At 63.7% G+C, this 18,673-nt stretch carries 23 protein-coding genes; 8 read left to right on the top strand and 15 right to left on the bottom strand.

What is annotated here, in order from left to right:
• Positions 1-13: 13 nt before the first annotated feature.
• The 6 genes from narJ (at position 14) to NCT05_RS24795 (ending at position 5,554) form a co-directional block, all read left to right on the top strand.
• Positions 14-691, top strand: a complete 678-nt coding sequence (gene narJ / locus NCT05_RS24820) for a nitrate reductase molybdenum cofactor assembly chaperone (protein ID WP_250503395.1) — start codon at positions 14-16, stop codon at positions 689-691.
• The gene (gene narI / locus NCT05_RS24815; RefSeq protein ID WP_008349085.1) at positions 688-1,371 is read left to right on the top strand and encodes a respiratory nitrate reductase subunit gamma; all 684 of its coding nucleotides are present in this window, start codon (positions 688-690) and stop codon (positions 1,369-1,371) included. The genes narJ and narI overlap by 4 nt, the downstream gene beginning before the upstream one ends.
• Before the next feature lie 18 nt (positions 1,372-1,389).
• Positions 1,390-3,240: a type IV pili methyl-accepting chemotaxis transducer N-terminal domain-containing protein gene (locus NCT05_RS24810; protein WP_250503394.1), complete on the top strand. Its 1,851-nt coding sequence runs from the start codon at positions 1,390-1,392 to the stop codon at positions 3,238-3,240.
• 45 nt (positions 3,241-3,285) lie between these two features.
• On the top strand, positions 3,286-3,954 hold the full coding sequence (locus NCT05_RS24805) for a response regulator (RefSeq protein ID WP_175982649.1): 669 nt from the start codon (positions 3,286-3,288) through the stop codon (positions 3,952-3,954).
• Between the two features lie 75 nt (positions 3,955-4,029).
• Positions 4,030-5,205 carry an NAD(P)H-dependent flavin oxidoreductase gene (locus tag NCT05_RS24800; protein ID WP_008349076.1) on the top strand — a complete coding sequence of 392 codons (1,176 nt, stop codon included), beginning with the start codon at positions 4,030-4,032 and terminating at the stop codon, positions 5,203-5,205.
• 127 nt (positions 5,206-5,332) lie between these two features.
• Positions 5,333-5,554 carry a DUF3079 domain-containing protein gene (locus NCT05_RS24795; protein WP_250503393.1) on the top strand — a complete coding sequence of 74 codons (222 nt, stop codon included), beginning with the start codon at positions 5,333-5,335 and terminating at the stop codon, positions 5,552-5,554.
• A 9-nt stretch (positions 5,555-5,563) separates the two neighbouring features.
• Here NCT05_RS24795 and NCT05_RS24790 read toward each other — a convergent pair whose 3' ends face one another.
• The 14 genes from NCT05_RS24790 to napE are packed head-to-tail and all read right to left on the bottom strand — an operon-like array spanning position 5,564 to position 16,223.
• On the bottom strand, positions 5,564-6,592 hold the full coding sequence (locus NCT05_RS24790; RefSeq protein WP_250503392.1) for a tetratricopeptide repeat protein: 1,029 nt from the start codon (positions 6,590-6,592) through the stop codon (positions 5,564-5,566).
• A complete protein-coding gene (locus tag NCT05_RS24785) occupies positions 6,589-6,981 on the bottom strand; it encodes a cytochrome c-type biogenesis protein (RefSeq protein WP_008349071.1) in 393 nt (130 codons plus the stop codon). The genes NCT05_RS24790 and NCT05_RS24785 overlap by 4 nt, the downstream gene beginning before the upstream one ends.
• On the bottom strand, positions 6,974-7,513 hold the full coding sequence (locus NCT05_RS24780; RefSeq protein WP_250441239.1) for a DsbE family thiol:disulfide interchange protein: 540 nt from the start codon (positions 7,511-7,513) through the stop codon (positions 6,974-6,976). Before NCT05_RS24780 ends, NCT05_RS24785 begins: the two co-directional genes overlap by 8 nt.
• Complete coding sequence (locus NCT05_RS24775) at positions 7,510-9,477, bottom strand: heme lyase CcmF/NrfE family subunit (RefSeq protein ID WP_250503391.1); 1,968 nt, start codon at positions 9,475-9,477, stop codon at positions 7,510-7,512. Before NCT05_RS24775 ends, NCT05_RS24780 begins: the two co-directional genes overlap by 4 nt.
• Entirely contained in the window at positions 9,474-9,929 is a 456-nt protein-coding gene (gene ccmE, locus NCT05_RS24770; protein ID WP_175982644.1) for a cytochrome c maturation protein CcmE, read from the bottom strand. Before ccmE ends, NCT05_RS24775 begins: the two co-directional genes overlap by 4 nt.
• Positions 9,926-10,051, bottom strand: a complete 126-nt coding sequence (locus NCT05_RS36830) for a hypothetical protein (RefSeq protein WP_284507567.1) — start codon at positions 10,049-10,051, stop codon at positions 9,926-9,928. The genes ccmE and NCT05_RS36830 overlap by 4 nt, the downstream gene beginning before the upstream one ends.
• Positions 10,048-10,791: a heme ABC transporter permease CcmC gene (gene ccmC, locus NCT05_RS24765; RefSeq protein ID WP_250503390.1), complete on the bottom strand. Its 744-nt coding sequence runs from the start codon at positions 10,789-10,791 to the stop codon at positions 10,048-10,050. The genes NCT05_RS36830 and ccmC overlap by 4 nt, the downstream gene beginning before the upstream one ends.
• A gap of 5 nt (positions 10,792-10,796) precedes the next feature.
• Entirely contained in the window at positions 10,797-11,465 is a 669-nt protein-coding gene (ccmB, locus tag NCT05_RS24760; protein WP_008349060.1) for a heme exporter protein CcmB, read from the bottom strand.
• Positions 11,462-12,085 (bottom strand): cytochrome c biogenesis heme-transporting ATPase CcmA, encoded by a 624-nt coding sequence (ccmA, locus tag NCT05_RS24755; RefSeq protein ID WP_008349058.1) that lies wholly within the window; start codon positions 12,083-12,085, stop codon positions 11,462-11,464. Before ccmA ends, ccmB begins: the two co-directional genes overlap by 4 nt.
• 24 nt (positions 12,086-12,109) lie before the next feature.
• Entirely contained in the window at positions 12,110-12,715 is a 606-nt protein-coding gene (locus tag NCT05_RS24750; protein ID WP_250503389.1) for a NapC/NirT family cytochrome c, read from the bottom strand.
• Between the two features lie 20 nt (positions 12,716-12,735).
• Entirely contained in the window at positions 12,736-13,218 is a 483-nt protein-coding gene (locus NCT05_RS24745; RefSeq protein ID WP_008349053.1) for a nitrate reductase cytochrome c-type subunit, read from the bottom strand.
• Between the two features lie 18 nt (positions 13,219-13,236).
• A complete protein-coding gene (napA, locus tag NCT05_RS24740; protein ID WP_250503388.1) occupies positions 13,237-15,720 on the bottom strand; it encodes a periplasmic nitrate reductase subunit alpha in 2,484 nt (827 codons plus the stop codon).
• Positions 15,692-16,039, bottom strand: coding sequence for a chaperone NapD (locus NCT05_RS24735; protein WP_008349049.1), 348 nt, complete (start codon positions 16,037-16,039; stop codon positions 15,692-15,694). Before NCT05_RS24735 ends, napA begins: the two co-directional genes overlap by 29 nt.
• 25 nt (positions 16,040-16,064) lie before the next feature.
• Positions 16,065-16,223 carry a periplasmic nitrate reductase, NapE protein gene (gene napE, locus NCT05_RS24730; RefSeq protein ID WP_008349047.1) on the bottom strand — a complete coding sequence of 53 codons (159 nt, stop codon included), beginning with the start codon at positions 16,221-16,223 and terminating at the stop codon, positions 16,065-16,067.
• A 324-nt stretch (positions 16,224-16,547) separates the two neighbouring features.
• Between napE and NCT05_RS24725 the strand changes: the two genes are divergently transcribed.
• On the top strand, positions 16,548-16,979 hold the full coding sequence (locus tag NCT05_RS24725) for a hypothetical protein (RefSeq protein ID WP_250503387.1): 432 nt from the start codon (positions 16,548-16,550) through the stop codon (positions 16,977-16,979).
• Here NCT05_RS24725 and NCT05_RS24720 read toward each other — a convergent pair.
• Positions 16,970-17,290: a hypothetical protein gene (locus NCT05_RS24720; RefSeq protein ID WP_250457612.1), complete on the bottom strand. Its 321-nt coding sequence runs from the start codon at positions 17,288-17,290 to the stop codon at positions 16,970-16,972. The two genes, NCT05_RS24725 and NCT05_RS24720, sit on opposite strands and share 10 nt — an antisense overlap.
• A gap of 317 nt (positions 17,291-17,607) precedes the next feature.
• On the opposite strand from NCT05_RS24720, the gene NCT05_RS24715 reads away from it, so the two are divergent.
• Positions 17,608-18,666: an NAD(P)-dependent alcohol dehydrogenase gene (locus NCT05_RS24715; RefSeq protein WP_008349042.1), complete on the top strand. Its 1,059-nt coding sequence runs from the start codon at positions 17,608-17,610 to the stop codon at positions 18,664-18,666.
• The last annotated feature ends 7 nt before the right edge of the window (positions 18,667-18,673 follow it).

The raw sequence follows: 18,673 nt of genomic DNA, 5'->3' as shown, positions 1-18,673 counted from the left end.
CCGAGGATCACACATGTCGCTATATTCCATACTTTCCGCGCTGCTCGATTATCCCGAGCCCGCGCTTCTTGACGCGCTGCCAGAAATCGAAGCCGCGTTGCACGACTGGCCGCAGGCCCAAACGCGCCTTGCACCGCTCATCGCGTCGCTGAAGCGTCCGCTGATCGAAGTGCAACTTACATACGTGGCCACGTTCGACCGCAATCCGTCGCATTCGCTGCATCTGTTCGAACACGTTCATGGCGAAAGCCGCGATCGCGGTCAGGCGATGGTCGATCTGCTCGACGAGTATCGCGGTCTCGGCCTCGATATCGAAACGAACGAATTGCCCGACTACGTGCCGCTTTTTCTCGAAGCGCTGGGCGCGATCGAGCCGGCCCGCGCGCAGTCGCTGCTCAATGACGCCATTCATGTGCTCGATGCCATCGGTGAACGTCTCGCGCGCAATGAGAGCCCGTATGCCACGGTTTTCGCGGTGTTGCGCGAGCTCGCGACGGTCGACCCGCGTCCGCTCGCGCAGCCGCCCGTGCGCGACATGGACGAAATGCTCGAAACCTTCGGTCCCGGCGCGGACGGCGTCGAGCCGCTGCTCGCACCGCACATGCGCCAGGATACGCAGACCATTCGCTTTCATCCGCGCGGCGCAATGACTGCCGGCGCGGCCGCTCTTGCCGCAAAGGACGCACGATGAACATGCTCAACTCCTTCTTTTTCGGTATCTATCCGTATATCGCCGCCAGCATCTTTCTCTTCGGCAGCTTCGTGCGTTTCGAACGCGAGCAATATTCGTGGAAGGCGGATAGCACCCAACTCGTCGATCGCGGCAATCTCAGACTTGGCAACATCTTGTTTCACGTCGGGATTCTCGGGCTGTTCTTCGGGCATCTCGTCGGCCTGCTCACGCCGGTCGCCGTATGGGACGCGCTCGGCGTCGAGCATAGCGTCAAGCAGGTATTCGCAATGATCGCTGGGGGTGTAATGGGCACGTTATGCCTCGCAGGCTTGCTGATCCTGCTGCATCGACGCTTGACGAGCGCGCGCCTGTCCGCCGTGACGAAAGTCGGCGACCGCGTGTTGTTGCTGTGGATCTTGATCACGCTGCTCCTGGGTCTATCGACGATTGGCGTATCGGCCGGTCACATGGACGGCTCGATGATGGTGCGGCTCATGACCTGGGCCCAGCACATCTTCACGTTCAGAGCCGATGCCGCGCACTATGTCGCAGATGCGCCGCTGCTCTTCCGTATACATTTGTTCATGGGCATGAGTCTCTTCGTGATATTCCCGTTCACGCGTCTCGTGCATGTGTGGAGCGGCTTCGCTTCGCTCGGCTATCTTGGACGGGCCTGGCAATTGGTCCGCAGCCGCTGATTCCCTTGATCGAGAAGCATGTTCCTGTCGTCGTTTCGCGAACGTCTAACCACACGCATCGTCACGCTGTCGATGGTGTCGCTGGTTCTCGTGCTCGCGATGATCGGCGGGACACTCTGGCTCTCATGGCAACTGCAGGGTGCAGGCGCCGCGATCAACGACGCAGGCAGCCTGCGCATGCGCGCGAACGCAGTCGCGATTGCGCTATTGAAGGGTGAAAAGGCGCCATCGCCGTTGCTGCAACTGCAGATCGAGCAGATGAACGCAACGCTCGACCGCCTGCGTAAAGGCGATCCAGCGCGCCCGCTCTTCCTTCCAGACGATGTCGATGTGCGCCGACAGTTCGATCACGTCGCGAACGCGTGGCATTCGCGACTCGAACCCGATGTTCGCGAGGGCATGGCGAGCGCAGACCCACAGGCGGTGGCGCGCTATCTGCTGCAATTGCGCACTTTCGTCACTGGCGCCGACGACCTCGTCGGCTTGATCGAGCGGGAGAACGCACGCAAGACCGCGTGGCTGCGCACGTCGCAGATGGCGCTTGCGGCGATGGCGTGTATCGGCACCGCGGCGATCGTCTATTTGCTCTTCTTGTGGATCGTCGTGCCCGTTCAGCGCTTGCAGGACGGGCTTGCGCGCATCGAGGCACGCGAGTTCGATGCGCGTCTGCCCGTCGAAACGCAGGACGAGTTCGGACATCTTGCCGCGGGCTTCAATCGCATGGCCGCGGAATTGCAGACGCTCTATCGCGACCTTGCGGGCCGGGTCGAAGCGAAGACCGCCGAGCTGGCCGCGCAGAACCGCGAACTGACGGCCCTTTATGAAATGGCGGCGTTCGTGAATCAGCCGAATGACGTCGATGCGCTGTGCCGAGGCTTTCTTGCACGCCTCATGCGTCAATTCGACGCCGACGGCGCGGCGGTTCGTCTCTTCACCGAAGATGGTCAAGTGCGTCTGATCGGCTCGGAAGGATTGCCGGCCGCGCTGCTTCAGGATGAAAGTTGCTTCGCCGCAGACGCCTGCGCATGCGCGCAGCGTTCATGCCAACGCGCGGGTTTCGCGAGCGTCGCGGCGTTCAGCATCGTTTCGCAAGGCGAGAAGCTCGGCGCGTTCTCGCTGCACTTCGGCGGCGAGCGGACTATTCCCGCAACCGAAGCGCACTTGCTCGAAACACTCGGCACGCACTTCGGCACAGCGCTCAAGAACCGACGGCTTGCGGCATTGGCGCGGCAGCTTGCGGTGTCGGAGGAGCGAAATCTCGTTGCGCAGGGCTTGCATGACAGCATCGCGCAAAGCCTGAACTTCATGAAGATGCAGGTACATCTTCTGGATGCGGCCACGCGCGAAGAACGCATGGACGAAATCCGCGAGATCGTGCCTATGCTTACAGGCGGATTGGCGGAAAGCTACGACGACGTGCGGGAACTCCTGATGAATTTCCGCACCAGGCTCGGCACCGGCGATCTGAGGCGGGCGGTAAACGAATCCGTCGAACGCTTTGGCATGCAAACGGGCATTGCGCCATCGCTCGATTATCGGGAGGAAGGCGGCTTGCCCTTGCCGCCGGATCAGCAGTTGCAAGTGCTTTTCATTTTGCAGGAGGCGCTGTCGAACATTCGCAAACACGCGGAAGCTCAGCGCGTTTTCGTGACGATCGTCAATGGTCGTGACTTTAGCCTCCTTGTCGAAGATGATGGTCAGGGCTACGATCCAAAGGAGATGGCCGTCCTTGGCGAGACGCATATCGGCTTTCATATCATGCGCGAGCGCGCGCAAAGGCTCGGCGCAATTCTGCGGCTGACCGGAGCGCCAGCATGCGGGGCGCGCGTCGAACTCGTCTTGCCCGCCCCGGCGCGTCAGGCTGTCTGAATATGGTCACGCGCGCTCGCTTCGAGAGTTGCTTCGAGTTGTGTCATGACCATCCGCATTCTGTTGATCGACGACCACGCGTTATTTCGCTCAGGCGTTCACGCGCTCCTGCAACGGCAGTCAGACTTCGAAGTCGTCGGCGAAGCGTCCGACGGGCTCGAAGGTCTCAAGCGCGCCAAGCAATTTCGCCCGGACGTGATTTTGCTCGATCTCAACATGCCCGGACTATCCGGCCTCGAAACGCTCAAGTTGCTCGTGCAGGACGTACCGGAAACGGCGGTCGTCATGCTGACCGTATCCGAAGATCTCGACGAACTTTCATTGGCATTGCGCGATGGCGCGTGCGGCTATCTGCTCAAGAGCATCGAAACGGAGACGCTCGCAAGCGCGATCCGCAAGGCGGCGGGGGGCCAGCCCGTCATCGCGGACGACATGACGGCGAAGCTCATCGCAAGCATGCGTGCACCGAAGGCCGCGCCGGTTCCCGCTCCAGCGGTCGCCGCCGATCCACTCACTACGCGCGAGCGCGACATCATGCGCGAACTGTCGCACGGTGCAAGCAACAAGGAAATCGCGCGCTCGCTGATGCTCGCGGAAAGCACGGTGAAGATCCACGTGCGCAACATTTTGCGCAAGCTCAATCTCACGAGCCGCGTGCAGGTCGCGATCTACGCGGTCGGGCACGATGCGGTGCAGGCAACGGAAGCCGTTTGAACGGTCGTCGCGCTGCATCGAAGCTCGGATCACATCAAGCTGTACACCATGAATTCACATCAAACTGATTTGCCCATGACCTCTCACGATCATTCTTTCGCGCCGCTCACGATTCGCGGCCGCAATCTGCTGCCGATCGTGCAGGGCGGCATGGGCGTCGGCATTTCCGCGCATCGGCTCGCGGGCAGCGTCGCGCGAGAAGGCGCGGTCGGCACCATCGCGAGCATCGACTTGCGTCATCATCACGAAGACTTGCTCGCCATGTGCCGCGAAGACCACTCGCGGCCGACGCTCGAGCGCGCCAACCTCATCGCGCTCGCGCGCGAGATCAAGTCGGCGCGCGAGTTGTCGCAAGGACGCGGCATGATCGCCGTGAACGTGATGAAAGCCGTGAGCGCGCACGCCGATTACGTGCGCGTGGCGTGCGAAGAGGGCGCCGATGCCATCGTGATGGGCGCGGGCCTGCCGCTCGACTTGCCCGATCTCACGCAAGGTTGCGATATCGCGCTCATTCCGATTCTCTCCGATAGCCGCGGCGTCACGCTCGTCCTCAAGAAATGGATGAAGAAAGGCCGCTTGCCCGACGCCATCGTGATCGAGCATCCCGGACACGCGGGTGGCCATCTCGGCGTCGCGGACGTCGCCGATATGAACGACGAGCGCTTCGGCTTCGAGCGCGTTCTGAAGGAACTCGATGCATCGTTTGCGGCGCTCGGACTCAAGCGCGAAGACGTGCCGGTGATCGTCGCGGGCGGCATCAACAGCCATGAAGCCGTGCGCAAGTGGCTCACGGCCGGCGCCAACGGCGTGCAGGTCGGCACGCCGTTCGCCGTCACCGAGGAAGGCGACGCGCATCCGGAGTTCAAGCGCGTGCTGGTCGAGGCGGAGCCCGACGATATCGTCGAGTTCATCAGCGTGACCGGCCTGCCCGCGCGCGCCGTCAAGACGCCGTGGCTCATGCGCTATCTGCGTAACGAAGAACGCATTCGAACGAAAATCGGCGCGCGCAAACAGACGTGTCCGTCGGCGCTCGAATGCCTGAGCGCGTGCGGCTTGCGCGATGGCATCGAGAAATTCGGGCATTTCTGCATCGATACGCGGCTTGCCGCGGCATTGCGGGGCGACGTCGGCAATGGACTGTTCTTCCGCGGGCGCGAAAAACTGCCGTTCGGCGCAGCGATCCGCAACGTGCGCGATCTGATCGAACTCCTGTTGACGGGCGCGACGAAATCGTCCCCGGCGGCGTGCTGAGAAGCGGAAACATCGTGTTTCGCTGCGAGCCGTGACCGATCGTCCCGTTCCTATTGGCTCGGAACGGGGCCGATCTTAGGCTTGATGCCGATTGGCTCGCACGCCGCAATCCACGGAGTACCGCACGATGTCGAAGCGCTTTCCCCTGAACCCAAAGCATCCCGAGCGCAATTGCTGGGGCTGCGATCACTATTGCGCGACGGACGCCATGCGTTGCGGAAACGGTTCGAGCCGGGCGCAGCATCCGGCCGAGTTGCTTGGCGAAGACTGGTACGAGCAAGGCGAGTGGGGCCTCGAAATCGCCGACAACGCCAAGTCGATTCAACCGTCCGTCGCCAAAGCGCGCTGAATCGCGACTTCAGCGCACGATTTCGCCGATCGTCAGTTCAATCACGCCCGCATCTTTCGTCGATACCCGTCCGCTCGATCCGCTCAGATCGCCGGGCGATGGCCGCGCTTTCCCGGACGCCGACACGCGCGCAGCGATGTCGATGCGCTCGAAATCCGAGAGGCGGCGGTTCGGCGTCATCGACATTGAATCGTTGAGATAAACCGTCGCAGGAAGCTGGTTCGCGCTCAGGCGCTGGACCGCGATCGGCATGCGTGAGCCATCGTCGGCGAGCGCGTAGACGAAGACCGTATCCGTTGGACGGACGCGCGACGCGAACTCAGGGCTCAACTGCACGCGGACTTCGATCGACGCCGAACCGGTGCCGTCCGCGATCGCCCGCACTTCGTCGATATTCTTCTGCGCCTGCTGCGCGATCTGCGGCGCGAGATCCGGCACCTGCCTCAAACGCTCCCAGTATCCGATGGCTTGCGTGTATTCGCGCCGGTCGAATGCCGCCGATGCAGCCAGCGCCAGCGCTTTCGGCTGCGTCGCGTCGAGCGCGAGCGCCGAGTGGATGACCTTCAGCGCCGCGTCGTTGAGATCGCCGCCGGTCGCGCTCGCGATGGCATCGGCGTAATCGGCAAGCAATTCGGCATCGCGCGGATTCAGCGCAACCGCCCGCCGATACGCCTGCGCGGCATCGTCGGCGCGCGTCAGCACCATGTACGAACGCGCGAGCATCGTCCAGCCTTGGGCGTCGTCGGGATTGCGCCGCAACCGCGCGGCCAGAAGACTGACGGCCGCTTCCATCGACCGGGGCGTGTCCGCGTGTTCGCTCACCGATGAACCCGCCGCCGCTTGAATCGCGAGCGCCGCCGGATCGCCGACACGCATGTAAAGCGTCAGCGCGGACGCCGGCACGAGCGCGACCAGCAAGCCGGCGAGCGCGGCGTGCGTCGTTCGCTGATTCGCGACGCGCGCGCGCAACAGCGGCGGCACGACGCATGCGAGCGCGGCGAAGAGCATCGCGGCAACGATCAGCCAGAACGGGATCATCGGCTCATGCTCCTTTTTCTTCGGGTCTGATGCGCGCGCCGGATATGCAGCGCCATCGCAACCGCGCCCGCCGCGAGCACGGCGAACGGCCCGAACCACAGCGCCCACGTGACGGGCTTCACGGGCGGCCGATACAGCACGAAGTCGCCGTATCGGCGCACCATGTACGCCTGAATCTGCTCGTCGCTCGCGCCTTGCCCGACTTGCTCGCGAATGCGCGCGCGCAGATCGGCGGCGAGATCGGCGGTCGAATCGGCGAGGCTCTGGTTCTGGCACACGACGCAGCGGAAATGCTCCGCGAGATGGCGCGCGCGTTCGTCATCGGGCGATTGCTGCGCCTGAGCGCACCCGATGCACGCAGCGATCATCCACGCGAGCCGCCTAATCACGCGCGTTCTCCTTTTGCAGCTTGCCGACGAGCGGACCAATCACGCCATCGATCGACGCGCGCGTGAGCGGTCCCGCCTGCCGATAGCGCACGACGCCCGCGCGATCGATCACGAACGTCTCCGGCACGCCGTACACGCCATAGTCGATGCCGGTGCGCCCGTCGCGATCGACGAACGACGTCACGTACGGATTGCCCGCCGCCTTCAGCCATTGCAGCGCGGGCGCACGTTCGTCGCGGTAGTTCAGGCCGTACACCGGCGCCGCGCCGCTCGCCGCGAAATCCATCAGGACGGCATGCTCATCGCGGCACGCTTCGCACCACGACGCCCACACGTTCAGAATCCACACCTGTCCGCGCAGCGCGTGCGACGACATCGTCCGGTTCGCGGCATCGAGACGCGGCAGATCGAACTCCGGCGCGGGTTTGCCGATGAGCGCGGAAGGCAGGCGACGCGGATCGTGGCGCAATCCGGCCGCGAGCACCGCGACGAGCAGACCGAACACGGCGAGCGGAATCAGAAAGCGCTTCATCGTCCTGTCTCGCCGATGCTTCGCGGCGGTTCCACGGCAATCGCAACGGCGGCGGCCCGTTGCGGCGCGCGCAGCTTTGCGTAACGCCGATCCGCCGCCGCGAGCAGGCCGCCGAGCGCCATCAACACGCAGCCGCCCCAGATCCAGCGCACGAACGGCTTGATCTGGATGCGCACGGTCCACGCGCCGCCGCCCGCCGGCTGATCGAGCGCGACGTACAGATCGCGCAGCACGCCGCGATCGATCGCGGCTTCGGTCGTCGGCGTGTTGGAGACGAGGAATTCGCGTTTCTCCGGATGCAGTGTCGCGATAGCTTTGCCGTCGCGCGTCACCGCGATCGTCGCACGCGTCGCGCGATAGTTCGGTCCGTCGATCGCGCGCACGTCGCCGAGCCGGAAGCGATATCCGCCCGCATCGACGCTCTCGCCGGGCGCGAGCCGCGCGTCGCGTTCGACGGGAAAGCCCTTCACCATCGTCACGCCGACGACGAACACGCCGACGCCCGCGTGTGCGAGCCACATGCCGACGGTCGCGAGCCGCACGCGCTGCCGTCCCTTGATGATGCGCTCGATCACGCTCGTCGCGATCGTCGCGAACGTCCACGCGGCGAGCAGCAAGCCGAGGCTCACGAACGGACGCGACACGCCGGGCACGAACGCGCTCGCCACGCTCACGAGCGCGGCCCAGCGCAGCCGCACGGCAAGCTGCGGCAGACGCGCGGCCTTCCAGCGCGCGAGCGGCCCGACGCCCATCAGAAAGATCGCGGGTGTCATCAGCGGGACGAACACGCTGTCGAAGTACGGCGCGCCGACGGAAATCTTGTCGAGATCGAGCGCGTCGAGGACCATCGGATAGAGCGTGCCGAGCATCACCGATGCAGCGGCGACGAGCATCAGCAGATTGTTCGACAGCAGCAACGCCTCGCGGGATACGGGCTCGAAAGCGACCGCCGACACGGCTCGCGGCGCGCGCCACGCGAACAGCGCGAGACCGCCGCCCGAAAACAGCGCGAGCAACGCGAGGATGAACACGCCGCGCGCCGGATCGGACGCGAAGCCGTGCACCGATGTCACGACGCCCGAGCGCACGAGAAACGTGCCGAGCAACGAGAGCGAGAACGCGCAGATCGCGAGCAGCGCGCTCCACGCGCGAAACGCGCCGCGCTTGGCGGTCGCGGCGAGCGAATGAATCAGCGCGGTGCCGACGAGCCACGGCATGAACGACGCGTTTTCGACCGGATCCCAGAACCACCATCCGCCCCAGCCGAGTTCGTAGTACGCCCACGCGCTGCCGAGCATGATGCCGAGCGTCAGGAACATCCACGCGGCGAGCGTCCACGCGCGCGAGGCGCGCGCCCAGGCGGCGTCGAGCTTGCCATCGAGCAGCGCGGCGATGGCGAACGCGAACGCCACCGAAAAGCCGACGTAGCCCATGTACAGCAGCGGCGGATGAATCACCATGCCGGGATCCTGCAACAGCGGATTGAGATCGCGGCCGTTCATCGCGGGCGGCATGATGCGCGTGAACGGATTCGACGTCAGCAGCATGAAAAGCAGAAAGCCCGCGTCGATCCAGCTCATCACGCCGAGCACGCGCGCCGCGAACGGCAACGGCAGGCGCTTGCCGAAGCACACGACCGCGCTCATCCAGAGCGTGAGCAGCAGCGCCCACAGCAGCAGCGAGCCTTCGTGACCGCCCCAGACCGCGGTGAACCGGTAAATGGCCGGCAGCGCCGAGTTCGAATTGCCGACGACGTAGATCACGGAAAAATCGTCGTCGAGAAACGACGCCGCGAGACAGCCGAACGCGATCGCGACGAAGCCGAATTGCCCGCACGCGGCGGGCGCGGCGACGCGCATCCATCCTTCGATGGCAAGTCGCGCGCCGAGCATCGGCACGATGCCCGCGACGAGCGCGAGCAGCATCGCGAGGATGAGCGCGAAATGGCCGATCTCGGGGATCATCGGCGCGCTCCCGCGTTCCCGTCCGCCGATGCGCGCGCTTCACGCAGCGCGCGTTCGAGTGGCGGCGGCGTGTACTTTTCGTCGTGCTTGGCCAGGACTTCGTCGGCGTGAAAACGTCCGTCGGCGCCGAGCGTGCCTTGCGCGACGACGCCGCTGCCTTCGCGAAAGAGATCGGGCAGCGCGCCCGTGTAGACGACAGGAATCGACGCGCGCCCGTCCGTGACGACGAAGCTCACCGTGCGGCTGTCGGCGTGCTTCAAGAGCGATCCGCGTTCGACGAGTCCGCCGAGCCGGAAGCGCTGCGTGCGCGTTTCCTCGTGCGACGCGATCTCGCTCGGGCTGACGAAGAACATCACGTTGGCGCGGAACGCGTTGAGCACGAACGCGCACGCGAGCGCGGCGCTCGCGAGGCCGAGCGCGATGAACGCGAAGCGGCGATGGCGCGCTTTCATCGGCGCAGCGCGCGGTGGACGAGCCACGCCTCCGCGCCCATCAGCAGAAAAGTGATCGCGAACGCGGCGCAAAGCAGCGGATTCGCGGCGAGCATCTTCGGGACGGATGCGAGCGTGTTCATGCGGCACGCTCCTCGATTCGCGACGGACGCTCGTCGCTCGCGCGCACGCGTTCGGCCGCGCGCAGGATGACGCGCGCGCGCGCCAACGCCACGGCGATCGCATACGACCAGAATCCCGCCGTCATCAGGACGATGCCCCAAGCCATCGACGTTTCCATCGCGACGCCGCTGCCGAATCCGAGCGACGGTCCTTGATGCAGCGTGTACCACCATTGCACGGAAAAATAGATGATCGGGACATTCACGACGCCGATCAGCGCGAGCACCGAGCACGCGCGATCGGCGCGGCGGGTGCCGTCGATGGCCGCGTGCAGCGCGAGATAGCCGACGTACAGGAAGAACAGGATCAACTCCGACGTGAGCCGCGCGTCCCAGACCCACCATGTGCCCCACGTCGGCTTGCCCCACAACGCGCCCGAAATCAGCGCGATCGCCGTGAACGACGCGCCGGTCGGGGCGAGCGCGCGGGCCATCATCGCGGAAAGGCGCGCGTTCATCGCGAGATGCAGCGCGCTGTACGCGGCCATCACGAAGTAGATGAGCATCGACATCCACGCGGCGGGCACATGCACGAACATGATGCGGTAGATGTCGCGTTGCAGCGCATCGGCGGGCGCGACGCCGAGGCCGATCACGAGTCCCATCGCGATGAACACGACCGACGCGAACGCGAACCACGGCGTCGCGCGCGCGGCGAAGCGTTCGAAGTTGCGGGCGGACGCGTAGCGGAACCAGTTCATAGGCGCTATTCCATCGATATGCGCAGGGCCGCCGCGCTCGCGAACGGACACAGCCATAGCGCGATGCACAACGCCGCCGCGAGCAGCGAGAAATTCGCGTTCGCCCATGCGGCGCTCGCGGCGGGATCGGCCGCGCCGACGCCGAATACGAGCACCGGCACGTAGAGCGGCAGAATCAGCAATGCGAGCACGACGCTGCCGCCGCGAACGCCGAGCGTGAGCGCCGCGCCCATCGAACCGATCAGCGAAAGCAGCGGCGTGCCGATCAGGAGCGACGCCATCAGCATGAGGATCGTGCGCGCATCGAGCCCGTATTCGAGCGCGACGACGGGCGCGAGCACGACGAGCGCGAGACCGGTCGTGATCCAGTGCGCGGCGATCTTGCCGAGCACGATGCCCGCGAGCGGCTGCGGCGAAAGCAGCATCTGTTCGAGCGCGCCACTCGCGAAATCGTTGCTGAAGAGCTGGCCAGCCGAAAGCAGCGCCGCGAACAGCGCCGTGACCCACAGCACGCCCGGCGCGATTGCGTGCAGCAGCTTCGGATCGGGACCGACGCCGAGCGGAAACAGACTCGACGCCAGCACGAAGAAGAGCAGCACGGAAAGCGTCACGGTGCGCGAGCGCCAGTTCAAGAGCAGCTCGCGCCGGATCACCCGAAGCGTCAGCGCGATCATGCCGCGCTCCGTTCGAGATGCAGATGACGTGCGCGCGCGGCATCGACGGCAAGCGGGCGATGCGTCGTCGCGACGAGCGCGCCGCCTTCGCGCAGATGATCGTCGATGCATGCGGCGAACCAGAGCGCGCCCGCGTCATCGACGGCTTCGGTGGGTTCGTCGAGCAGCCACAGCGGCTTGGCCGCGAGCACGAGCCGTGCGAGCGCCACGCGCCGCCGCTGACCTTCCGACAGCCGGTTCAGGCGCGCGTGCATCAGCGGCTGCAAACCGGCGCGCTCGAGCACGTCGCGCTCGTTCGCGTGCAAGGCGTTCGCGCCGAGCAACGCCGCGAAGCGCAGGTTTTCCGCGACCGTCAGTTCGCCGTTGAAGCCGTCGGCGTGGCCGAGATACGCGAGGTCGCGTCTGAAGCGCGCCGGATCGTCGCGCACGTTCACGCCGCGCCACGACACCTTCCCCGCGGCGGGCGGCAACAGACCCGCGAGCGCGGCGATCAACGAGCTCTTGCCGCTGCCGTTCGCGCCGTGGATGAGCAACGCCGCGCCGCCATCGACGCACAGATTCACGCCGGCGACGATCGTGCGGCTGCCGCGCATCACGTCGAGTTGCCGGGCGCTGAGCATGAATGTTTCCTCTCTTGGCGTTGTTTACTGCTTCCTTCTGTCGTCGATTTCTTGCGCCTTCGCCATGTTCGGCAGTTCATGCGCGATGCCCTTGTGGCAATCGATGCACGTCTTCTCGCCAGTCTCCAGAAAGCGCTGATGCGCCTGCTGCGCGCGCGGGCTTTGCCGCGTGAAGTCCATGTACTGGAACGAGTGGCAATTGCGGCATTCGAGCGAGTCGTTCGCCTTGAAGCGCGCCCATTCGTGCTCGGCCAGTTCGAGCCGCTTGTCGAGGAACTTCTCGCGCGTGTTCACCGCGCCGAAAATCTTCGCCCACACTTCCTTCGACGCCTGCATCTTTCGGGCGATCTTGTCGGTCCAGTTGTGGGGAACATGGCAGTCCGAGCACTTCGCGTGCACGCCCGTGCGGTTGCTGAAGTGGATCGTGTTCTTCAGTTCGGCGTAGGTGTTGTCGCGCATCTCGTGACAGCCGGTGCAGAAGACTTCGGTGTTGGTCAGCTCCATCGCCGTGTTGAAGGCGCCCCAGAACACCACGCCGGCGACGAAGCCGCCCAGCGTCAGAAAGCCGAGGCTGTAATAGAGGCTCGGCCGGCGAATGGTGATCCAGTAGCGCTTGATCAGTGCCCACATGATGGTCGCTTGTTTATCGTCTATCGCTTCTTGGTTTTGTCCGGCTGCTGCCTGACGTCTTCGACGGCGACGAACGTATTGCCGACGAGCGGTTTCGTATCGGCCTGCGGGACGTGGCATTGCGTGCAGAAGTAGCGTCGCGGCGACAGATGCCCGGACACGCCGCCCTCGCGATCCATGTAATGCGACACCGCCACCGGCACCGCGCCGCTTTCCTCGGCGCGGCTGCGCGCGTGACACCCGAGACAGCGGTTGGCGTTCTTGTCGAGCTGATAGTTGTCGATCTTGTGCGGGATCGTCGGCGGCTGCTGTGCGTAGTTGAGTCCGCGTATCACGTCCTTGTTTTCGGTCGGCGCGATGAGCGGGGCTTTCGGTTCCTCATCGAGCGGCGCCGTGCCGCGCAGCGAATCGTGGAACGGCAGACTGGGCACCGTGGGCTGCGCGATCGCGAGCACGGCCAGCGCAAGAAGCGATGCAATGACGATGGCTGTCAACGTACGCATGGCGTCGGCTCCCGGACCCTAGACCCGCACGATCTTGACCGCGCACTTCTTGTAGTCGGTCTGAAACGAGATCGGATCGGTGGCGTCGAGCGTCACCTTGTTGATGAGCTGGCTTGAATCGAACCACGGCACGAAGACGAGCCCGCGCGGCGGCTTGTCGCGGCCGCGCGTCTCGACGCGCGTACGCATCTCGCCGCGCCGCGATATCACGCGCACCTCGACGCCGCGTCGCAGGCCAAGCGCTTTGGCGTCGTCGGGATGCATGAAGCACACCGCGTTCGGAAACGCGCGATACAGCTCGGGCACGCGGCGCGTCATCGATCCCGAATGCCAGTGCTCCAGCACGCGGCCCGTCGCGAGCCAGAACGGATAGTCCTTGTCCGGCGATTCGGCGGGCGGCTCGTAAGGCAGCGCGTAGATCACCGCGCGGCCGTCCGGATTGCCGTAGAACTGCCAGTCGGCGCCGGCCTTCACATACGGATCGGAGCCTTCCTTGTAACGCCAGCGTGTTTCCTTGCCATCGACGACCGGCCAGCGGATGCCGCGCGCCTGGTGATACATGTCGAACGGCGCGAGATCGTGGCCGTGGCCGCGTCCGAAGCTCGCGTATTCCTCGAACAAACCTTTCTGGATATAGAAGCCGAACGCCGCAGCCTCGTTGTTGCGATATTTCGAATCGACTTGCGAAGCGGGAAACTTGTCGACCTGGCCGTTGCGATACAGGATGTCGTAGAGCGTCTTGCCCTTGTATTCGGGCTTTTTCGCGAGCAGTTCGGCGGGCCAGACTTCCTCGACCTTAAAGCGCTTGGAGAATTCCACGATCTGCCAGAGATCCGAATGCGCGCCGCCTGGCGCCTGTACGAGCTGATGCCAGAACTGCGTGCGCCGTTCCGCGTTGCCGTAGGCGCCTTCCTTCTCGACCCACATCGCGGATGGCAGGATCAGATCGGCGGCGACGGCCGTGACCGTCGGATACACATCCGACACGACGACGAAATTCGAATCCTTGCGATACCCCGGCAGCGCTTCGTTGTTGATATTCGCGGCAGCCTGCATGTTGTTGTTGACCATCACCCAATAAGCGTTGATCTTGCCGTCCTTGAGCATGCGGTTTTGCAGCACGGCATGAAAGCCCGGCTTGTCGGGGATGGTGCCCGCGGGCAGCTTCCAGATATGCTCCGCTTCCTCGCGATGCTTCGGGTTGGTCACGACCATATCGGCGGGCAGCCGATGCGAAAACGTGCCGACTTCGCGCGCCGTGCCGCACGCGGACGGCTGGCCCGTCAGCGAGAACGGGCTGTTGCCCGGCGTCGATATCTTTCCCGTCAGCAGATGCAGGTTGTAGACCATGTTGTTGGCCCAGGTTCCGCGCGTGTGCTGATTGAAGCCCATCGTCCAGAAGGACACGACTTTCGTCTTCGGGTCCGCGTACAACTGCGCGAGCTGGTCGAGCTTGTTCTTCGGCACGCCGGAAATTTTCGTCACGTAGGCAGCGTCGTAGCGCGAGACGAACTGCGCGAATTCGTCGAAGGTGATCGGCTGCGAGCCGTTCGGATCGCCCGCGTTCTTCGCCGCCTTTTGCAGCGGATGGTCGGGCCGCAGCCCGTAACCGATGTCCGCGTTGCCCTTCTTGAAGTTCGTGTGCTTGTCGACGAAATCGCGGTTCACCTTGCCGTTCTTGATGATGTAGTTCGCGATGTAATTCATGATCGCGAGATCGGATTGCGGCGTGAAGACGATGGTTTGATCGGCGAGATCGAACGAACGATGCTCGAACGTCGACAGCGTGACGACGCGCACGTCCTGATTCGAAAGCCGCCGCGCCGTCACGCGCGACCACAGCACCGGATGCATCTCGGCCATATTGGAGCCCCACAGCACGAAGGCGTCGGTGGCTTCGATGTCGTCGTAGCAGCCCATCGGCTCGTCCATGCCGAAGGTCCGCATGAAGCCCGTCACGGCCGATGCCATGCAATGCCGCGCGTTCGGATCGATATTGTTGCTGCGAAATCCCGCCTTCATCAGCTTGACGCCTGCGTAGCCTTCCCAGACGGTCCATTGCCCCGAACCGAACATGCCGACGGCCGTCGGCCCTTTCTCCTTCAGCACGCGCTTGAACTGCTCGGCCATCACGTTGAACGCGACATCCCACGACACGGGCAGGAATTCGCCGTTCTTGTCGTATTTGCCGTCTTTCATCCGCATGAGCGGCGTCGTCAGACGGTCCTGGCCGTACATGATCTTCGAGAGGAAGTAGCCCTTCACGCAGTTGAGTCCGCGGTTGACTTCCGCCTGCGGGTCGGCCTGTGTCGCGACGACCTGATTGCCCTTCACGCCGACGAGCACGCCGCATCCCGTTCCGCAGAAGCGGCAGGGCGCTTTCGACCAGGCGATGTCGTCGCTCTGCGCGACGGCGTGCATGTCGGGCAGCGTGATGCCCGCGGATGCGGCCGCCGTGGTGGCGGCCGTCTGCTTAATGAACGCGCGACGAGTCAGTTTCATCGTCGATGTCCTCGGTGAGCGGATCGGCGGCTTCGTGATGCTGATAGACGAGCGCGGTGCTGATGACATCGGGAATGGATTGCACCGCCTGCAATTGTTCGGCGACGCAAGCGGAGCGATCGCTTTCGAGCGTGAGAACGATCTTGCCGTCGGCGCTCGATCCGTGAACTTGCGCGCCAGGCAAAGCCGCGAGCGCGCGCGTAATTCGTTGCAGCGCTTCTATACGGCCGAATACAACGACGCCGGCTATGTGAAACTCGCAAGACTCGTCGGTCTTGTCGGCGTAACGATCGTTGATATCGACGGGTTTGAGCTCCATTTAATTCAAATAGTCGCGACGCTCGTTAATGATGTGGCGGTCCGCCGATCAGCATCTGATAGAACCAGACCGCGAATCCGTAAGTGGCGATGATCATGACCGTGAGCACGGGAACCATGACGACGGTCAGAAACAGAAAGCTGCGCAACTCTTCGGATTTGCGTATTTCGTCTTTCTCATCCATGGGGCGCGTCAGATCTCGGTTGGCGAAGTGGGGTGGCCAGCGCGAAAGATGGATCCATTGTTGGTTTAAGAAATGCATCTTTTCAAGTTGAAAATCGCACGGCGTCGAGGGCGGGTTTTGCAACTGTCGATAAATTTCCATCGCGCCAAATGTGGCGGAATTCGAATTAATCGCCGTGCATCGTTTCGCGCGCTCGAACGAATCGCAATGACGTTAATGCTCCATTTCACGCGCGCGATATGGCTTTCATCTTGTTCTGAATGTCGCTTTATGCGCGGCTTTCTAGAATCCGGTCACTTCTTCGATTACAGACATCCACGCATCATGCCGATCAAGCTCGAATTCGCCACGCCCGAAGGCCGCATCTCGCTTTCAATCGACGATGCCCAGTTCGTGGCTTACGACGCCGGTGAACTCGCAATGCATTCGACGCGCGATTTCGTCGAACGCATGGAATCGATGGGGCTCGGCGAACTCGCGCAAACCTATGCGCGTCTTCAGGCACAGACCGAAGTCTCGGTGATGGAACTGCGCGAAGCGCGCGAAGACGCCGAAGCGTGGCTCGGGAAGAAAGAAGAAAGCAGCGTGATCGCGGAACAGATCATGCCGCGGGTCGAAGCGCTGCGTGAAACGATTGCGCGCACGCAGGCCGACTTGCGCGAGAACATCGAGCGGCTGGCGGCGCTCTCCGCAGCGTGCGATTGCGCGCTGCATCAGGTTCCGGGCTATCAGCCGCCCGCGCGCAGTCAGAGATGATCCGCTAAAGATTCGGATCGCGAATCGAATACGCGTTGCGCGCTGGAAGTCTCGCCCCGATACGCCTTCATGCCGAAGCGCTGCAGGATAAAGCTCTCGACGACGAGACGCATATCCGCTTCCAGCGGCCGCGTGCCCCAGCGGCTGTTTCCCGCCACCGACGCCACCGTGAACCACGATTGCGGCGGAAACAATTCGACGCGCAGCATGCCGCGCTCGAAGATCCTGAGCCGCCCCGTATCGATATGAAACTCGGCGCTGACCGCGCCGGCCGGCATGCCGATGCTGGCCGTAATGGCTTTCGCTTTCATCGTTCTGGTCTCTCGAAATGCTTCCGCCGCGAGGTCGATCCTCACGGCGCCGATTGTCAAATTCTCCGGCGACGCGCCTGGCGCGCGGTCGTTTCGGCAGATAATCCCCGATAGGCATACAGTACTGACGTTGCGCGTCTCCGCCTAACTACCGGCGCGATCGGCAAGTCGCTCGCAACGCGTGGCGGAGCATGATGGCGAACGTTCGCTGCCGCACACAAAGACCATCCAGCACGTCTGATTCAATAGCCGCGCTTCTCCGGCAGGAGCAAGCGCCGGTCCTGTTCACAGATGCAAATCAAAGAGGGAAGCAAACCATGCTGAAAGCGTATTCCTATGCAGCATCCGCAGCCGACAAGCCGCTCGGTCCGCTCGAAATTCAACGCCGCGATGTCGGTCCGAACGATGTCCGCATCGACATTCTGTTCTGCGGCGTCTGTCATTCCGACCTGCATATGGCGCGCAACGAATGGGGCGGCACGAACTATCCGGTCGTGCCGGGCCATGAGATCGTCGGTCGCGTCGCGGCAGTCGGTTCCGACGTGTCGAAGTTCAAGGTCGGGCAACTGGCGGGCGTCGGCTGCATGGTCGATTCATGCCGCGTCTGCAATGCGTGCAAGGAAGGACTCGAACAATATTGCGAGAGCCCGGAAAGCTTTACGCAAACCTACAACTCGCCGGATAAGAAGTCGGGCGGCGTGACCTTCGGCGGCTATTCGACGAACATCGTCGTCGACGAGGCGTTCGTGCTGAGCATCCCCGAGAACCTCGAACTCGCGGCCGTTGCACCGTTGCTGTGCGCGGGCATCACCACGTACTCGCCGCTGCGCCACTGGAACGTGCAGAAGGGGCACAAGGTGGGCATCGTCGGTCTCGGCGGTCTCGGTCACATGGGCGTGAAGATCGCCGCCGCAATGGGCGCGCATGTCGTGCTCTTCACCACGTCGCCGGGCAAGATCGAGGATGCGAAGCGTCTGGGCGCGCATGAAGTCGTCGTGTCGAAAGATCCGGATCAGATGGCCGCGCACGCGAACAGCTTCGATTTCATCTTGAACACGGTCGCCGCGTCGCACGATCTCGATCAGTTCATGTCGCTTCTCAAGCGTGACGGCACCATGACGCTCGTCGGCGCGCCGGAGCATCCGCATCCGTCGCCTTCGGTGATGAACATGATCTTCAAGCGCCGCTCGCTCGCGGGCTCGCTGATCGGCGGCATCGCGGAAACGCAGGAAATGCTCGATTTCTGCGGCAAGCACGGCATCACGTCCGACATCGAGATGATTCGCATGGACGAAGTCAACAAGGCTTACGAGCGCATGTTGAAGAGCGACGTGAAGTATCGCTTCGTGATCGACATGGCGACGATGGAAAAGTAAGCCTGTA

It is taken from the genome of Caballeronia sp. AZ7_KS35, from assembly GCF_023631045.1.
GTDB classification, from domain to species: domain Bacteria; phylum Pseudomonadota; class Gammaproteobacteria; order Burkholderiales; family Burkholderiaceae; genus Caballeronia; species Caballeronia zhejiangensis.
The sequence above is the reverse complement of the archived record's forward strand: the minus strand, read 5'-3'. Positions and strand labels throughout refer to the sequence as shown.

What these genes read in the sequence shown, in the direction of transcription:
- NCT05_RS24805 (WP_175982649.1), top strand. Translation starts at nt 3,286, where the DNA reads ATGACCATCCGCATTCTGTTGATCGACGACCACGCGTTATTTCGCTCA.
- NCT05_RS24790 (WP_250503392.1), bottom strand. Translation starts at nt 6,592, where the DNA reads ATGATCCCGTTCTGGCTGATCGTTGCCGCGATGCTCTTCGCCGCGCTC.
- ccmA (WP_008349058.1), bottom strand. Translation starts at nt 12,085, where the DNA reads ATGCTCAGCGCCCGGCAACTCGACGTGATGCGCGGCAGCCGCACGATC.
- ccmB (WP_008349060.1), bottom strand. Translation starts at nt 11,465, where the DNA reads ATGATCGCGCTGACGCTTCGGGTGATCCGGCGCGAGCTGCTCTTGAAC.
- ccmE (WP_175982644.1), bottom strand. Translation starts at nt 9,929, where the DNA reads ATGAAAGCGCGCCATCGCCGCTTCGCGTTCATCGCGCTCGGCCTCGCG.
- NCT05_RS24725 (WP_250503387.1), top strand. Translation starts at nt 16,548, where the DNA reads ATGCCGATCAAGCTCGAATTCGCCACGCCCGAAGGCCGCATCTCGCTT.
- ccmC (WP_250503390.1), bottom strand. Translation starts at nt 10,791, where the DNA reads ATGAACTGGTTCCGCTACGCGTCCGCCCGCAACTTCGAACGCTTCGCC.
- NCT05_RS36830 (WP_284507567.1), bottom strand. Translation starts at nt 10,051, where the DNA reads ATGAACACGCTCGCATCCGTCCCGAAGATGCTCGCCGCGAATCCGCTG.
- NCT05_RS24775 (WP_250503391.1), bottom strand. Translation starts at nt 9,477, where the DNA reads ATGATCCCCGAGATCGGCCATTTCGCGCTCATCCTCGCGATGCTGCTC.
- NCT05_RS24810 (WP_250503394.1), top strand. Translation starts at nt 1,390, where the DNA reads ATGTTCCTGTCGTCGTTTCGCGAACGTCTAACCACACGCATCGTCACG.
- narI (WP_008349085.1), top strand. Translation starts at nt 688, where the DNA reads ATGAACATGCTCAACTCCTTCTTTTTCGGTATCTATCCGTATATCGCC.
- NCT05_RS24735 (WP_008349049.1), bottom strand. Translation starts at nt 16,039, where the DNA reads ATGGAGCTCAAACCCGTCGATATCAACGATCGTTACGCCGACAAGACC.
- NCT05_RS24720 (WP_250457612.1), bottom strand. Translation starts at nt 17,290, where the DNA reads ATGAAAGCGAAAGCCATTACGGCCAGCATCGGCATGCCGGCCGGCGCG.
- NCT05_RS24715 (WP_008349042.1), top strand. Translation starts at nt 17,608, where the DNA reads ATGCTGAAAGCGTATTCCTATGCAGCATCCGCAGCCGACAAGCCGCTC.
- NCT05_RS24780 (WP_250441239.1), bottom strand. Translation starts at nt 7,513, where the DNA reads ATGAAGCGCTTTCTGATTCCGCTCGCCGTGTTCGGTCTGCTCGTCGCG.
- narJ (WP_250503395.1), top strand. Translation starts at nt 14, where the DNA reads ATGTCGCTATATTCCATACTTTCCGCGCTGCTCGATTATCCCGAGCCC.
- NCT05_RS24795 (WP_250503393.1), top strand. Translation starts at nt 5,333, where the DNA reads ATGTCGAAGCGCTTTCCCCTGAACCCAAAGCATCCCGAGCGCAATTGC.
- napE (WP_008349047.1), bottom strand. Translation starts at nt 16,223, where the DNA reads ATGGATGAGAAAGACGAAATACGCAAATCCGAAGAGTTGCGCAGCTTT.
- NCT05_RS24800 (WP_008349076.1), top strand. Translation starts at nt 4,030, where the DNA reads ATGACCTCTCACGATCATTCTTTCGCGCCGCTCACGATTCGCGGCCGC.
- napA (WP_250503388.1), bottom strand. Translation starts at nt 15,720, where the DNA reads ATGAAACTGACTCGTCGCGCGTTCATTAAGCAGACGGCCGCCACCACG.
- NCT05_RS24750 (WP_250503389.1), bottom strand. Translation starts at nt 12,715, where the DNA reads ATGTGGGCACTGATCAAGCGCTACTGGATCACCATTCGCCGGCCGAGC.
- NCT05_RS24745 (WP_008349053.1), bottom strand. Translation starts at nt 13,218, where the DNA reads ATGCGTACGTTGACAGCCATCGTCATTGCATCGCTTCTTGCGCTGGCC.